A 15,157-nucleotide genomic window follows, 5' to 3' on the forward strand; every position below is an offset into this window, starting at 1 on the left:
GTCCTTACTTAATCGCCTGCAACTTCTCCCAAACAACTTGGTAAACATCCGTCAATTCACCAAGACCACGACGGAAAACATCCTTGTCCATGTGGTGTCCTTCTGCGTCCCAGAGACGGCAGTTATCAGGTGAAAATTCATCTGCTAGAATAATTTTTCCTTCTTTGTCAAAGCCGAATTCTAACTTGAAATCAATCAATTTCAGTCCGATTTGGTGGAACCAATCTGACAAAAGCTTATTGATCCGACGAGTCTCCTCTTTCAAAAAGGCAATTTCTTCGTCGTTAGCAATCTTCAAGAATTTTACATGCTCATCATTGATGAAAGGATCGTCCAAATCATCATTTTTGTAGTAAAATTCCACAATCGGGGTCTCAAGTGCAATCCCTTCTTCGACTCCAAAACGCTTAGAGAAAGATCCTGCTGTATAGTTCCGAAGCACTACTTCTAATGGAATAATCTTTACTTTTTTGTTGAGTTGATCTGTATCTGAAATCTTTTCAATAAAATGCGTGGCTACACCCGCAGCATTCAGTTTTTCAAAAATAAATGATGAAATCTGATTATTGAGTACTCCCTTACCAACAATCTGTTCTTTCTTAACCCCATTAAAAGCGGTAGCTTGATCCTTATAATGTGCTACAATCACATCCTCATCATCTGTAGCAAGAATATCTTTGGCTTTTCCCGAATATATCAATTTATTTGACATTTTAATGTTCGCCTTTCGTAATTTTTATGCCTTCATTTTATCATACGAACTAGATATTTACAAGCTGTATCCGTATTTTGTATCTAACTTCCATTGATTTTTTTATTTGAACTACCTTCCTTATCAAAATATAGAAAAAAGTAGGTCAAGGCCTACTTTGTTTTTTTCTCAATATATGCTACTACATCTGCAACACTGCATAGACGATCAATATCTTCATCTAAAATATCAATTCCAAATTCGTCTTCTAAGGTCAGAATAAACTCCATCATATCAACAGAATCCGCCCCAAGGTTATCCTTAAAGCTTAATTCCGGAGTTACCTCAAAACTTTTACCTTGGCGTTCTTGAATGATAGATACGATCTTTTGGTAGATTGTTTCCTGCGTCATTGTGTTTCCTCCTTTGAGAATTCTGTAACTGATTTACCAACCACATCTGTGTGTAGCATTGTTCGAATTTGACGAATCGTACTGCAAACTGTTTTTGCATCACTTGAGCCATGAGTCTTAACAACTGGCGCTTTTAGACCAAATAATACGGCTCCTCCAGCATCAGAATAATCTAGTCTAGACTTTAGTTCCTTCAGACTATCTTTTAGAAGTAAGGCACCCAACTTGGCCTTGAGACCACCACCTAAAATACTCTTCTTAAGCTGCCCCATAATGCTGAGCGCTGTTCCCTCAATAGACTTTAAGACTGCGTTTCCGGTGAATCCATCTGTCACTACAACATCAGCTACACCATTCATCAACTCACGCGCTTCCACATTTCCAATAAAATTAAGAGAGGAATCTGCAGCAAGTAGTTCATAGGTCTCCTTACGTAAAGGATCACCCTTGCTACTTTCTGTCCCGTTGTTCAAAAGACCTACACGTGGTTTCTTAATTCCTCTCACACTCTCAGCATAAAAAGATCCTAACTTGGCGTACTGATACAAATGATGAGCGGTATTTTCTGCATTTGCTCCTAAATCCAGCATATCAAATCCCTGACCATCAACGGTTGGTAGAGTTGACAACAGACCTGGTCGATCAATGTTTTTAATACGGCCTACAATAAAGAAGCCTGCCGCTAAAAGTGCACCTGTATTCCCAGCAGAAAGAACAGCATCTGCTTCTCCTGCTTTAACAGCCTTAGCAGCTAAGACCATACTAGAGTTCTTCTTTTGACGAATGGCCTTGGTTGGCTCATCATCAGAATTAATCTTTTCATCTGTGTGGACAATGCTAACTCGCTCACTTGCAGTCAGATACTGCTTGATCTTGGCCTCATCTCCATATAAAATCAGCTCGATATCTGAAAACTCTTGAAGAGCTTGATTAGCTCCTTCTACCAAGGCCTGAGGGGCAAAATCGCCTCCCATAGCATCAATGGCAATTTTTTTCATATTGACTCCTTATTTTCTTTATCTTTTAAAATACTTCCCCAGTCTCCTAGAGAATCAATGAATTTCTTTGATTTCAAATGAATTCCAACATAATCGTCGTAAATTTGATCTATAAATTCGCGTAGTTGTTGTTTAATTTCTGCTTTTAGTGAAATAGTTTCCAGAGTGCTATATTCTACTGCCTGAAATTGATCAAGTAAGAATGGGATATTGGGATGGAGATGACAGCGACGATCGTCCTCATGATAGTGATCAGGACAAAGGACACCACTGAATTTAAAGGAAAAATCAAAAGGTAGTCCAGTTCGATGACAAAAGACACATTCGTGGAAATTCAGAGAGACACCAAAACGGGACAAAATCTGAACTTCAAAAATATTTGTCAAAATCTCATGGTCTAAACCTTCTTCCATTAGCTCCAAGGTTTTTGTCAGAAAGGCAAAAAGAGCAGCATCTGGTTGACTGTCCGGAATACTAGCGTCTGCCAAGGCAGCGACATAGGTCGCATAGGCCATGATGAACAAATCACTATTAATCCGAGTGAAAGGCTGGACATCTTGGTAATCTTGAATATAACTCAGACCATCATCATTCACCTTCATAAGCAAATTTGCCAAGGTAAGGGGCTGAATAACAGGACTCAGCTTAGAGTTGGTGGCATGTTTCACGAAAAACATACGCTTGCCAGCCTGTTCTGTAAATATTTTTACTAATTTGTCATCTTCACGAAAGTTTCGATTATAGAGTACCAGCGCTTTACTCGTGATGGACTGCATCATATTCTTCCATGTACTCCTTGAGTCGCTTCATAGCCTCTTGAATGACCTCCATACTAGCTGCATAAGAAAGCCGAATATAACCTTCCCCATACTGGCCAAAAGCTGCACCTGGAATAAAAGCAACTGCTTTTTTCTCAGCAAAATCTTTCAGAAAAGCAAATGAATCCTGCGTAAATCCATCCGGAATCTTAGCAAAGATATAAAAAGCACCGTCCGGTTTTATAATTTTAAAGCCCAAGTCCCTCATCTTTTCTAAGATATAATCTCGCCTTATGATGTATTCCTTCTTCATAGGAAGAGCATCGTCTTTTCCAGCTGATAAGGCTTCTACCCCTGCAAATTGTGCCATAGTATTTGCAGCTGTTACCAAATATTGGTGGCTCTTGATGATCTGAGCGGTAAACTCAGCAGGCGCAAAGATAAAGCCTAATCGCCAACCAGTCATAGCATGAGATTTGGAAAGACCATTGATAACAATGGCTTGCTTAGGTAGGTACTGACCGATGGAAACATGAGCCTCTTCTCTGTAAGTCAACTCTGAATAAACTTCATCGCAAACCACAAAGACTGGATATTTACTCAACACTGCTGCCAATTCCTGGATTTGCTCCCTAGAATAGGTCACACCAGTTGGATTGGCTGGATAGTTCAGGATGACAGCCTTGACTTTTTCACCTTGCTCCAAAATAGCCTTTTCTAGCATTTCAGGAGTCAAGACAAAATCATTTTCTGTTGTATCAATCTCGACAATTTTTGCTCCTACAAGATTAACAATCGGCTCATATCCTGGATAAGCAGGTGCAGGAAGTAAAACAACATCATCTTCTTCTAAGATAGCTGTCAAGGTTGCAGACAGAGCTTCTGTTGCACCAATAGTCACCAACACTTCGCTTTCTGGTCTATAGTCTAAATTATATTTTTCTTTGACAAACTCGCTCGCTGCCTGTCTTAGCTCAAGCAAACCACTCATACCGGTATAATGACTCTGATCGGCATCAATGGCAACCTTAGCCGCTTCTTTTACATGGTTCGGAGTTGTAAAATCTGGCTCGCCCAAGGTCAGGCGTAAAACCCCGGGAATACTTGATATGGACTGATCAAACTGACGAATCATCGATACTTCAATTTTATCTAAATTCTTATTAAAACGTTTCGTTAAATCCATACATTGCCTCCATATCTTTATCTTTTCAAATATTATACTACAAATAAAAGACCGTCGCAAAAACTGACTGTAATCACACAAAAGGAAAAAGATTGCAGCTCAAGCCCAATCTTGTATCCTTTCTTTATTGTTCTTCGCTTTCATCATCGAAATAGCGAATCAAGTTCTTTTCTGTCAAAATATCTGAGTAAGTATAAGATTCTACATAAGTACTTGCAGAGTCTCCAGCTGGAACATTGTCATTTGTATATTCTACTATAAATAAAGAAGGATAAACCTCAATCAAACGTCCTTTTTTATCCTTTTGACGCTTCCGTCCATTTTCCAGAGTCATCTCGACAATCTGCCCCTCATGTGCCTTGATGTCTTCTTTAATTTTTTTCATTTTTGCTACATCTGTAAATGCATCACTCATTTTATACTTCCTCCCTTTTAGAAATACTTGAGAACTTGTTGTATTCTTTTTGGAAAATCAATTCTACCGTACCACGGGCGCCACTCCGGTTTTTCTCAATAATAACTTCCACCTTGTTATTTGGAATACCTTCTTCTTCCTCGCCAGCACGATCATAATAATCATCCCGATAGAGAAAGGCTACGATATCCGCATCCTGCTCGATAGATCCAGATTCCCGGATATCAGACAGTACTGGCCGTTTATCTTGTCGTTGCTCTACTCCACGAGAGAGCTGACTCAAGGCGATTACTGGTACTTTTAACTCTTTTGCTAAAATCTTCAGCTGACGAGAAATTTCTGATACCTCTTGCTGACGATTTTCGCGTCCGGTTCCTGTGATTAACTGCAGGTAGTCAATCAAAATTAGGCCTAAATTGCCTGTTTCCTGGGCCAATTTTCTGGCCCGTGAACGAATTTCTGTAATCCGAATCCCTGGTGTATCGTCAATATAAATGCTGGCTTGTGCCAGATTTGCTTGAGCGATGGTTACTTTCTGCCATTCTTCATCGCTTAGTTGACCTGTACGGATAGAATGAGAATTGATAACTCCTTCAGAAGCCAACATCCGGTCTACCAAGCTCTCTGCCCCCATTTCCAAAGAGAAAATAGCGACAGTCTTATCTAGTTTGGTCCCAATATTCTGAGCAATGTTAAGGGCAAAAGCAGTTTTTCCGACCGCAGGACGTGCTGCCAAAATGATCAATTCTTCCTCATGTAAACCTGTAGTCATCTTATCCAACTCAGGATAGCCGGTCGCAATCCCCGTAATATGAGAAGTTTGCTGGGAACGAACTTCCAAATTTTCAAAGTTGATATTTAGGATATCCTTAATATTTTTAAAACCACTACGGTTGGCATTCTCACTGACATCAATGAGCGCCTTCTCCGCCCCAGCAATAATTTCATCTGCTGGGCTGGCTCCATCGTAAGCTTGATTGATAGAGTCTGTCAACCGAGCAATTAAGCGACGCAAAATAGCTTTTTCAGCTACGATTTTAGCATAATATTCTGCATTGGCAGAGGTTGGCACTGAGTTAATCACTTCAACCAAATAGCTGAGTCCACCAATGTTTTGTAAATCATCCTGGCTATCCAGAATATTGCGAACAGTCGTCGCATCAATCGCATCACCACGATCAGCCAGATCAATCATGGCTTTGAAAATCAAACGATTGGCATACTTAAAGAAGTCAGCTGGCTCGATATATTCACGAACGAAAACGAGCTTGCTCTCATCAAGAAAAATAGCTCCCAGAACAGACTGCTCAGCTAAAATATCTTGAGGCTGTGCTCGTAATTCATCAATCTCTGCCATAAAGAACTCCTCTCTCCCCTATTTACTTATCCTTCCTTGACACGCAGATTGATGACACCTGTGATATCTTGGTAAATCTTCACTGGAACATCAATCAGACCTACTGAACGAATCGGTGAATCCACTTTGATATTGCGTTTGTCCAACTTAATACCAAATTGTTTTTCTAACTCTTCGGCAATTTTTTTGCTGGTAATAGAGCCAAATGTCCGACCGTCCGGACCAACTTTTTCAGTAAATTCAACCAAAGTCGCTTCTTCTGCTAATTTGGCCTGAATTGCTTGAGCTTCTGCCACTAATTCAGCATGAGCTTTTTCTTCAGATTTCTGTTTACCCCGCAACTCACCAATAGCTTGAGCAGTTGCTTCTTTTGCTAGGTTTTTCTTAATCAAAAAGTTTTGAGCATATCCTGTAGGAACTTCTTTTACTTCCCCTTTTTTCCCCTTACCTTTCACATCTGCTAAAAAGATTACTTTCATTCTACTATCTCCTCTTCTTTTTTGATAACTTCATCAATAATTTCTTGGTTTAATTTCCGGGTAACCTCTGCAACCGTTAGATCTTTAATCTGAGCAGCTGCTAGATTAAAGTGGCCACCACCACCCATATTTTCCATAATACGTTGGACATTAATCTTACTTCGACTTCGAGCTGAAATCGAAACATAACCTTGCGTATTTTTACTTACAACAAAGGTTGCCTCAATACCTGACATAGCAAGCATGGTGTCCGCTGCCTTACTGATTGCGACCGTCTGATAACTCTTATCTTCTGGTCCACTAGCTACAATGACGTTTGGTAATATCTTATTTCCTCGTAGGATCAGCTCGTTGACCGCCCGATATTCATCAAAATCAGTTGCAGAAATATCTTGAATGGTCACACTATCACTGCCCCGTGTCCGTAAATAACTAGCCACATCAAATGTCCGACTAGTAACGCGAGATGTGAAATTCTTAGTATCCAACATCATTCCAGCCATCAAAACACTGGCTTGCATCTTACTTAATCTATTTTTCTTAGAATTTTGGAACTGAAGCAATTCCGTCACAAGCTCACTAGCACTGCTGGCTCCACTTTCAATATAAGTAATGACAGCATTTTCTGGGAAGTCATCATCCCGTCGATGATGATCAATTACAATAGTCTGATAAAACTGTTTATAAAAATCCTTAGATAGGGTCAAGCTGGGCTTAGAATGGTCAACCATAATGAGTAAGGAGTTTCCCGTCACCATCGTCATAGCTTCTGCAACAGTTACCAAATTAGTCTGACCTTCGTCTTGGAGTTTAGTAACAGCTCTCTCAATATCTGCAGCCATTTGATACTGATCATAGACAACATACGTCTTATCAATTAAATTGCTTGCAAAAAGTTGCATTCCAACTGCCGAACCCAAGGCATCCATATCCAAATTCTTATGACCTACAACAAAAACTTGATCAACACTACGGATTTTATCCGAAATAGCTGTCATCATGGCCCGAGTACGTGTACGTGTACGTTTCACAGCTGCAGCAGAGCCACCTCCAAAGAAGATAGGATTCTTGCCATCAGCATTTTCTTTTACAACAGCCTGATCTCCTCCACGAACCTCAGCTAGGTTTAGATTTAACAAAGCCGTTTTACCGATTTGATCGTGGTCCCCATCCCCATAAGCAAAGCCCATACTAAGAGTCAGAGGAATTTCACGATTCTTGGCCTCGATTCTAAATTGATCAATAACTGAAAATTTATCCTGCATTAATTGATCTAGTACTGTAAAATCTGTAAACAGATAAAAACGGTCCATACCTACACGACGATAAAACATCCGATGGCGATCAGAGAATTCTGCAATGTAATTGGCAACAAAACTATTAATCTGGCTGATATCGGAATCTGATACAACATCTTCTAAATCATCATAGTTATCAACAGATATAATACCAATAACAGGTCGTGTAGTTGCTAATTCTGCAGTTGCATCATACTCATTAGAAGCATCAAAAAAGTAGAAAACATTAGAGGAACGATCCAGATAAATCGAATATTTCTTGTCACCAATTGTCATGTAGCGACCAGAACCTTCTAAACCTGTCTCCATCATCTGCTGCAGCATTTGTGTATCAAAATCCCCATCTTCTGTTGTACAAAGCAACTCAGCATAGGGATTAAACCACTCAACTTCGCCAGTTTCTTCTTTAATTTTAATAACTCCAACGGGCATTTTGTCTAGTAAAGACGCTAAACTATTTTCTGCATGGTGATTGACATACTGAATTTGTTCAAATTCTGCTGTTTCAAAAAACTTTTGTTGATAAATTAGAAGGGAAACCAAAAAGGCCACCACCAAGAAGGCAGCAAGCAAAACAAGCGTTCCTTCACCAAACGCTCGCAGTAAAACTGCTAAGATTCCAAAAGAAATAACGCCCAGCATTACAAAGTGAATTGGGGCAAAATGAAATTTTTTCATCACAAACCTCTTATCCGCCATTTTACCATAAATTCAAGAAAAAAGCGAGTTTCTACTGGTTCTAAGCTTATTTGTGATGTTTAAACTTTTTGTAAACTTAGTAATTATTTCTCGATGGATTGCATCATCCTCTAGTTAATTGTTTGTTGTCATAGTTGTAAAACAATTTTACAGCAAAGTAAACATATTGGTTACTCTACTCAAGAAAGCTAGTTATTTAGTCATGTTTAATAATTAAAAGTTCTTTTTTTCACAAGCTTTTAAACTCAATCCATATCAGGTGAATATTATTTACACTATATTTACAATGTTGTAAATATAGTGTAAAAACCACGTTTTTTATTAAACGTGGTTTTGTTTTTCTTTATTTTTTGAAATACTACGTGCTTTTCCTTCCAAATAAACCATCAAAATAGAAATATCTGCTGGATTGACACCAGAAATACGACTCGCCTGACCAATTGTTTCTGGATTGATTTTCTTAAACTTCTGTCTTGCTTCTGTCGCAATCGAATCAATATCATCCCAGTCAATATTAGCTGGAATGCGCTTCTCTTCCATGCGCTTCATCTTTTCAACTTGATCGAGAGCTTTAGAAATATATCCTTCATACTTAATCTCTGTCTCAATCAGCTCAATTATCTTTTCATCAAGCTCTTCTGCAGCTGGACCAATAAACTGAACTACATCCTGGTAAGACACTTCCGGACGCCGCATAAATTCTTTGGCAGTCACTGCATCTGTCAGAGGCTTAAAGCCTAGCGCTTCTACCTTAGCGTTTGTCTCCTTAACAGGCTTTAGTTTGATAGATTCCAAACGCTTCATCTCATTGTCAAACTGATTCTTTTTAATCTCAAAACGAGCCCAGCGGTCATCATCAACCAGACCAATTTCTCGTCCCATCTCTGTCAAACGCATATCGGCATTGTCATGGCGGAGAATCAAACGGTACTCAGCTCGGCTAGTCAAGAGGCGATAAGGTTCTACGGTTCCCTTGGTCACTAAATCATCAATCATGACTCCAATATAACCATCGCTACGCTTCAAGATAAATTCTGGCCTACCTTGGATCTTCAAGGCCGCATTAATCCCAGCAATAATCCCTTGACCAGCGGCTTCTTCATAACCAGAAGTTCCATTTGTCTGACCTGCTGTAAAGAGCCCAGAAATTTTCTTGGTTTCCAAGGTTGCCCGCAACTGGTGAGGCATAATCATATCGTACTCAATGGCATAGCCTGTCCGCATCATTTCGGCATTTTCTAGACCCTTGATAGAGTGAACCAAGTCCTTCTGCACATCTTCTGGCAAACTAGTTGACAACCCCTGTACATAAACTTCTTCTGTATCACGACCCTCAGGTTCTAAGAAAAGCTGGTGGCGTTCCTTGTCCGCAAAACGGACAATCTTATCCTCAATTGACGGGCAATAGCGAGGACCCACACCCTTAACGATACCTGAAAACATAGGAGCACGATGCAGGTTATTTTGGATAATTTCATGACTTTCTGCATTGGTATAAGTCAACCAGCAAGGCACTTGATCTTTCACATAGTCTTCATCACGAGATGTGTAAGAGAAATGATTGGCTTTTTCATCACCTGGCTGAATCTCAGTCACATCATAATTGATAGATGACGCCTTAACACGTGGAGGAGTTCCAGTTTTAAAACGACCAATTTCAAATCCTAGGTCACGCAGATTATCTGCTAAAGGAATGGCTGCTAAGCTATGGTTTGGACCAGATGAATACTTGAGATCACCAATAATAATTTCTCCCCGCAAAGCTGTTCCAGTCGTAACAATAACAGCTTTAGCTGCATACTCCTGATGGGTCGCTGTTTTAACCCCAATGACCTTACCATCTTCTACCAAGATTTCATTAATCATGGTTTGCCGCAGAGTCAGATTTTCTTGATTTTCAACAGTCTTCCGCATTTCTTTGGAGTAAACTTCCTTATCCGCCTGGGCCCGAAGAGCCCGAACAGCGGGTCCTTTACCAGTATTGAGCATCTTCATTTGGATATAGCTCTTGTCAATATTCTTGGCCATCTCCCCACCCAAAGCATCTACTTCACGAACGACAATCCCTTTAGCAGACCCTCCGATAGAAGGATTGCAGGGCATAAAAGCCAGCATCTCAATATTGATGGTTGCTAAAAGAACCTTGCAACCCATTCGACTAGCAGCCAGCGATGCCTCAACCCCAGCATGCCCTGCTCCAATCACGATAATATCATAACTTTCAGTAAAATTGTGTGACATTTCTTTTTCCTTCGTTTTTTTTTTCACCAAAAAAGGCCAAGTCTCCAGAAGTGCAGGACAAAAAAGCCTGCAACATCCATGAGCTTTGACCATCATGACTATTGTTAAAGCTATTTTATCAAATCAAATCGTTTTGTCAATGCAAATCACTGTTTGAGCAAGGTCTGCACACTGACGATAATCATCTGTATTCCTATCGAGAATAGTAAAAGTCCCATCATTTTCGTTATAATTTTCATCAAATTTTCTCCCAAGAAGCCTGCAATTTGTTTTGCACTTCTTAACAGGAGATAAGTGATGACACATAGTAGAGCAAAAGCAACTACGGTTATCAGTTGATTCTGCAAACCTCCATTAGCCAGACTTAAAGCAGTTGTAATTGTACCTGGTCCCGCAAAAAGTGGCATTGCAAGAGGAGAAATAGCAATAGACATTGGATCTGAATTTACTGCTTGCTGCTCCATTCCTTTATAGCTGGGTGAATGATTACCATTAATCATATGATAACCGATAACGGCCACTAATATTCCACCAGCAATTCTGAAAGAAACAATTGTAATTCCAAATACTTTAAAAATGAAATCTCCTGAAAAGATAAAAACAGTTACAATAACAAAGGCAATCAAAAGACTCCTAAAAGCAATTTTTCGTGAAATTTTTTGACTATCATCTGCTACTAAAGCCATGTAAGCAGGAAGATTTGAAATTGGGTTCATTATAGCGAAAAATGCCATAAATGCATAAAAAAATTGAGAACTCATCGTTTTTACTTAACTCCAGTTAGACATACTGACAAACTTTTCCGTCTTTATACGCTTGGTCAATAATACCGCCGCCCAAACATTCCTGACCATCATAGAAAACAACGGCTTGACCAGGTGTAATAGCACGCTGAGGTTCAGCAAAAATAACCTCTGCTTTATCACCTTTAACCTTTACAGTAACTTTACTATCAGGCTGACGATAACGGAACTTAGCTGTACATTCCATAGTAAATTCTTCTGGCATTTCTTTTGTGAAATGAACCTGACTAGCGTCAAGACTGGTTGACATTAAGTTGTCATGGTAAAAGCCTTGACCCACATAAAGGATATTTTGGCTGAGGTCTTTTCCAACCACAAACCAAGGCTCATTATCTCCACCGTGCTGACCACCAATTCCAAGACCACCCCGCTGGCCAATGGTATAATACATCAAGCCAGCATGCTGGCCCATATCTCGGCCTTCCAAGGTCATCATGCGACCAGGCTGGGCTGGTAAATATTGACTCAGAAATTCTTTAAAATTCTTCTCACCAATAAAGCAAATGCCAGTCGAATCTTTTTTCTTAGCTGTAGCTAAACCAGCTCTTTCAGCAATTGCTCGAACTTCTGGCTTTTCTAAATGGCCCAAAGGAAACATAGTCTTTTGCAGTTGTTCCTGTGACAGTTGACTCAAAAAGTAAGTCTGATCCTTATTGTTGTCCTTGCCACGCAGCATGTGAACCAAGCCATCTTGGTCTCTCTTCACCTGAGCATAGTGACCTGTTGCAACGTAATCTGCACCCAGTGTCAAGGCATAATCAAGGAAGGCTTTAAACTTGATTTCCTTGTTACACATGACATCTGGATTTGGAGTCCTACCAGCTCTGTATTCCGCCAAGAAGTATTCAAAAACGCGATCCCAATACTCTTTTTCAAAGTTGACAGAGTAGTAAGGAATGCCAATCTGGTCTGCAACAGCTGCCACATCCTTGTAGTCTTCTGTAGCTGTACAGACACCAAATTCATCTGTGTCGTCCCAGTTTTTCATGAAGATGCCAATTACATCATAACCTTGCTCTTTTAAGAGCAAAGCAGTTACTGATGAATCGACACCTCCGCTCATACCAACAACGACACGAATCTTAGAGTTATCACTCATTGTGTTCTCCCATCTTTTCGTTATTTCACGATTGAAGGTCGTGCTGTGCTTTCAACGATTGAAGGTCGCTTGAGCAAGCTCTATTATAGCACGAAATTTTTATAAGAACAAACAAATAGAGAATGCTTCCTTCTACTAGCCCAGTTAACTTTTTGTCAAGAATGTTTACAATAGTGTAAAGAAAAACTCTCAAAATTGAGAGTTTCCTTTTAATACCAGCCATTTGCTAGCCAAAAGTTTTTAGCAGCTGACCATGAACCATATCGACTTGTTACATATTCATTCGCCACTTTCTCTTGATTTTCAGGCGAGAGATCTCCATTCAAGTATGTAATGGTTAATTGATATCGACCATAATATTGACCGTTTTGAGCAGTGTAACTACCACTTGATTCCTTTTGAGCGATAAATTCTTTAGCTTCTGCATCTTCCGCACTTAAACCTGAAGAAGCATTTGCTGTGTTTGTATTCGTATTGTTAACCTCAGGCGTTGTTGTAGTTGGTGCAGTTTCTGTCTTGTTTTCCTTCTGTCCTCCTACTTCTAGGACTTGTCCAACATGGATAAGATTTACATCAGAAATTTTATTCAGTTCAGCTAGCTTTTCAACACTTGTATTATTAGCTGACGCAATAGCAGAAAGTGTATCTCCTGACTTCACGGTATAACTATCAGCGTTTGCTATTACTGGTAGGAATAAAGCTAAAGCTGCTAAGCTTACCACACCTGTCTTTACTGTATTTTTTTTATTTTTTAAAAATGTCTTTACTTGCATTTTCTTCTCCTTTTCTTGTAACTAGCAAAACGAAATACATGAAGTTCATGATTTTTTCTTGGTCTCATATCTATCATTTTGCTATACTCCTATCATACAGATTCTATGTTACCTCTATTTTTAAAGTATATGATAAATGTTACAAAATTGTTTAAATTAGAAAAAGAAAGCTTATAAAAGGCTTAAAATAAGAAATTTTATTTTGTTTTTCAAATGATTATCCTAATTTATATGATTTGTTATTTTATAATTTTTTATTTAAAAATGAAGCAGATACCCCTCAACTTTGTTATAATGAAGATAGAACTTTACACGAGGAGAAATCATGACATCATTAAGATTTCAATCTGTTTTTGATATTATTGGCCCTGTAATGATTGGACCATCTAGTAGCCATACAGCAGGAGCCGTTCGTATTGGAAAAATAGTCTATTCTATATTTAACGATGAACCTACTGAAGTGGAATTTCAGCTTTTTAATTCTTTTGCTAAAACATATCGAGGACACGGAACTGATTTAGCTCTTGTAGCAGGAATCTTAGGAATGGATACGGATGATCCAGAGATTCCCAATAGTCTAGAAATAGCCCATAAACGAGGCATCAAAGTTGTCTGGTCTATTCAAAAAGATAGTAATGCTCCACATCCCAATACAACGAAAATTACAATAAAAAACGATCATAAAACAATTAGTGTTACTGGGGTATCTATTGGAGGGGGCAATATTCAAGTAACAGAGCTGAATGGTTTTTCAGTTTCCCTCAGCATGAACACACCTACTATTATTATTGTTCATCAAGATGTCCCTGGTATGATTGCTCACGTTACCGAGGCCCTCTCACGCTACAATATCAACATTGCTCAAATGAATGTCACACGTGAAAAAGCTGGCGAGAAAGCAATAATGATTATTGAAGTGGATAGCCGTAGCTGTGAAGAAGCTGTCGAAGAAATTCGAAACATTCCTCATCTACATAATGTAAATTTCTTTAAGTAGGAGAAAATATGTTTTATTCTATAAAAGAATTAGTAGAGCAAGCTGACTTGGATTACCAAGGAAATGTTGCAGAACTAATGATTGCTACTGAGTATGAATTGACTGGTCGCGAAAGAGATGAAGTCTTGAGACTGATGGGTCGCAATCTAGAAGTCATGAAAGCCTCTGTCCTTCTTGGACTTGATGAAAGCAAGTCTCGCAGCGGATTGACTGGCGGAGATGCAGCAAAACTTGACCACTATATCCAATCTGGAAAAACATTGTCAGATCACACTGTACTGACTGCAGCAAAAAATGCTATTGCTGTCAATGAGCATAATGCTAAAATGGGTTTGGTTTGTGCCACACCAACGGCTGGTAGTGCTGGTTGTCTACCTGCTGTCCTTACATCTGCTATTGAAAAATTAGGACTCTCAGAAGAAGAACAGCTGAACTTTCTGTTAGCTGCAGGTGCTTTCGGCCTAGTCATTGCCAATAACGCCTCAATTTCAGGTGCTGAAGGGGGCTGTCAAGCAGAGGTTGGTTCTGCTTCTGCCATGAGCGCAGCTGCTTTAGTTCTGGCTGCTGGAGGTTCACCTTTTCAGGCTAGCCAAGCTATTTGTTTTGTCATCAAAAACATGCTGGGGTTAATTTGTGACCCTGTGGCTGGTCTAGTAGAAGTGCCATGTGTCAAGCGAAATGCTATGGGAGCCAGTTATGCTTTTATTGCAGCAGATATGGCTCTTGCTGGAATCGAATCTAAAATTCCTGTTGATGAAGTCATTGACGCCATGTATCAAGTCGGGTCAAGTCTGCCTACTGCATTCCGAGAAACGGCTGAAGGTGGCTTAGCTACAACACCTACAGGTCGCAGACTTTCAAAAGAGATATTTGGAGAATAACACAGATTGACAAATGTGTAAACCTATTGATTTTTATAACATAAAAAAACGGCTCAAAGCCGTTTTTAA

At 39.4% G+C, this 15,157-nt stretch carries 15 protein-coding genes; 2 read left to right on the top strand and 13 right to left on the bottom strand.

Translation table 11 applies throughout. From position 1 onward, the window contains the following. Positions 1-4 precede the first annotated feature (4 nt). From purC to O3640_RS02980, 13 genes are all read right to left on the bottom strand, one after another. A complete protein-coding gene (purC, locus tag O3640_RS02920; protein ID WP_011999586.1) occupies positions 5-712 on the bottom strand; it encodes a phosphoribosylaminoimidazolesuccinocarboxamide synthase in 708 nt (235 codons plus the stop codon). Between the two features lie 152 nt (positions 713-864). Then, positions 865-1,104: an acyl carrier protein gene (locus O3640_RS02925; protein ID WP_008808067.1), complete on the bottom strand. Its 240-nt coding sequence runs from the start codon at positions 1,102-1,104 to the stop codon at positions 865-867. After that, on the bottom strand, positions 1,101-2,102 hold the full coding sequence (gene plsX, locus O3640_RS02930) for a phosphate acyltransferase PlsX (RefSeq protein WP_045772604.1): 1,002 nt from the start codon (positions 2,100-2,102) through the stop codon (positions 1,101-1,103). The genes O3640_RS02925 and plsX overlap by 4 nt, the downstream gene beginning before the upstream one ends. Further along, complete coding sequence (gene recO, locus O3640_RS02935; protein ID WP_045772603.1) at positions 2,099-2,881, bottom strand: DNA repair protein RecO; 783 nt, start codon at positions 2,879-2,881, stop codon at positions 2,099-2,101. Before recO ends, plsX begins: the two co-directional genes overlap by 4 nt. Then, the gene (locus tag O3640_RS02940; RefSeq protein ID WP_195321795.1) at positions 2,859-4,046 is read right to left on the bottom strand and encodes a pyridoxal phosphate-dependent aminotransferase; all 1,188 of its coding nucleotides are present in this window, start codon (positions 4,044-4,046) and stop codon (positions 2,859-2,861) included. Before O3640_RS02940 ends, recO begins: the two co-directional genes overlap by 23 nt. 124 nt (positions 4,047-4,170) lie before the next feature. Beyond that, positions 4,171-4,461 carry a Veg family protein gene (locus O3640_RS02945; RefSeq protein WP_011999582.1) on the bottom strand — a complete coding sequence of 97 codons (291 nt, stop codon included), beginning with the start codon at positions 4,459-4,461 and terminating at the stop codon, positions 4,171-4,173. Position 4,462: 1 nt separating this feature from the next. Beyond that, positions 4,463-5,818, bottom strand: coding sequence for a replicative DNA helicase (dnaB, locus tag O3640_RS02950; RefSeq protein WP_045772601.1), 1,356 nt, complete (start codon positions 5,816-5,818; stop codon positions 4,463-4,465). A gap of 26 nt (positions 5,819-5,844) precedes the next feature. Continuing rightward, entirely contained in the window at positions 5,845-6,297 is a 453-nt protein-coding gene (gene rplI / locus O3640_RS02955) for a 50S ribosomal protein L9 (RefSeq protein ID WP_011999581.1), read from the bottom strand. Further along, positions 6,294-8,273 (bottom strand): DHH family phosphoesterase, encoded by a 1,980-nt coding sequence (locus O3640_RS02960; RefSeq protein ID WP_371586626.1) that lies wholly within the window; start codon positions 8,271-8,273, stop codon positions 6,294-6,296. Before O3640_RS02960 ends, rplI begins: the two co-directional genes overlap by 4 nt. Positions 8,274-8,615: 342 nt before the next feature. Next, a complete protein-coding gene (gene mnmG, locus O3640_RS02965) occupies positions 8,616-10,535 on the bottom strand; it encodes a tRNA uridine-5-carboxymethylaminomethyl(34) synthesis enzyme MnmG (RefSeq protein WP_045772599.1) in 1,920 nt (639 codons plus the stop codon). Positions 10,536-10,681: 146 nt separating this feature from the next. After that, on the bottom strand, positions 10,682-11,296 hold the full coding sequence (locus O3640_RS02970; protein ID WP_002894248.1) for a MarC family protein: 615 nt from the start codon (positions 11,294-11,296) through the stop codon (positions 10,682-10,684). A gap of 19 nt (positions 11,297-11,315) precedes the next feature. Beyond that, the gene (gene mnmA / locus O3640_RS02975) at positions 11,316-12,437 is read right to left on the bottom strand and encodes a tRNA 2-thiouridine(34) synthase MnmA (RefSeq protein ID WP_195321797.1); all 1,122 of its coding nucleotides are present in this window, start codon (positions 12,435-12,437) and stop codon (positions 11,316-11,318) included. Positions 12,438-12,646: 209 nt separating this feature from the next. Further along, on the bottom strand, positions 12,647-13,210 hold the full coding sequence (locus O3640_RS02980) for a LysM peptidoglycan-binding domain-containing protein (protein WP_061603297.1): 564 nt from the start codon (positions 13,208-13,210) through the stop codon (positions 12,647-12,649). A gap of 325 nt (positions 13,211-13,535) precedes the next feature. On the opposite strand from O3640_RS02980, the gene sdaAB reads away from it, so the two are divergent. Both sdaAB and sdaAA read left to right on the top strand, forming a co-directional pair. Further along, a complete protein-coding gene (gene sdaAB, locus O3640_RS02985) occupies positions 13,536-14,207 on the top strand; it encodes an L-serine ammonia-lyase, iron-sulfur-dependent subunit beta (protein WP_045772597.1) in 672 nt (223 codons plus the stop codon). A gap of 8 nt (positions 14,208-14,215) precedes the next feature. After that, positions 14,216-15,088 (top strand): L-serine ammonia-lyase, iron-sulfur-dependent, subunit alpha, encoded by an 873-nt coding sequence (sdaAA, locus tag O3640_RS02990; RefSeq protein WP_011999574.1) that lies wholly within the window; start codon positions 14,216-14,218, stop codon positions 15,086-15,088. The last annotated feature ends 69 nt before the right edge of the window (positions 15,089-15,157 follow it).

The organism is Streptococcus sp. 27098_8_75, assembly GCF_041432475.1.
GTDB classification, from domain to species: domain Bacteria; phylum Bacillota; class Bacilli; order Lactobacillales; family Streptococcaceae; genus Streptococcus; species Streptococcus gordonii.

Bases quoted from the DNA above. Each gene is read 5' to 3' on its own strand.
- purC (WP_011999586.1), bottom strand. From the start codon at position 712: ATGTCAAATAAATTGATATATTCGGGAAAAGCCAAAGATATTCTTGCT.
- O3640_RS02925 (WP_008808067.1), bottom strand. From the start codon at position 1,104: ATGACGCAGGAAACAATCTACCAAAAGATCGTATCTATCATTCAAGAA.
- plsX (WP_045772604.1), bottom strand. From the start codon at position 2,102: ATGAAAAAAATTGCCATTGATGCTATGGGAGGCGATTTTGCCCCTCAG.
- recO (WP_045772603.1), bottom strand. From the start codon at position 2,881: ATGATGCAGTCCATCACGAGTAAAGCGCTGGTACTCTATAATCGAAAC.
- O3640_RS02940 (WP_195321795.1), bottom strand. From the start codon at position 4,046: ATGGATTTAACGAAACGTTTTAATAAGAATTTAGATAAAATTGAAGTA.
- O3640_RS02945 (WP_011999582.1), bottom strand. From the start codon at position 4,461: ATGAGTGATGCATTTACAGATGTAGCAAAAATGAAAAAAATTAAAGAA.
- dnaB (WP_045772601.1), bottom strand. From the start codon at position 5,818: ATGGCAGAGATTGATGAATTACGAGCACAGCCTCAAGATATTTTAGCT.
- rplI (WP_011999581.1), bottom strand. From the start codon at position 6,297: ATGAAAGTAATCTTTTTAGCAGATGTGAAAGGTAAGGGGAAAAAAGGG.
- O3640_RS02960 (WP_371586626.1), bottom strand. From the start codon at position 8,273: ATGAAAAAATTTCATTTTGCCCCAATTCACTTTGTAATGCTGGGCGTT.
- mnmG (WP_045772599.1), bottom strand. From the start codon at position 10,535: ATGTCACACAATTTTACTGAAAGTTATGATATTATCGTGATTGGAGCA.
- O3640_RS02970 (WP_002894248.1), bottom strand. From the start codon at position 11,296: ATGAGTTCTCAATTTTTTTATGCATTTATGGCATTTTTCGCTATAATG.
- mnmA (WP_195321797.1), bottom strand. From the start codon at position 12,437: ATGAGTGATAACTCTAAGATTCGTGTCGTTGTTGGTATGAGCGGAGGT.
- O3640_RS02980 (WP_061603297.1), bottom strand. From the start codon at position 13,210: ATGCAAGTAAAGACATTTTTAAAAAATAAAAAAAATACAGTAAAGACA.
- sdaAB (WP_045772597.1), top strand. From the start codon at position 13,536: ATGACATCATTAAGATTTCAATCTGTTTTTGATATTATTGGCCCTGTA.
- sdaAA (WP_011999574.1), top strand. From the start codon at position 14,216: ATGTTTTATTCTATAAAAGAATTAGTAGAGCAAGCTGACTTGGATTAC.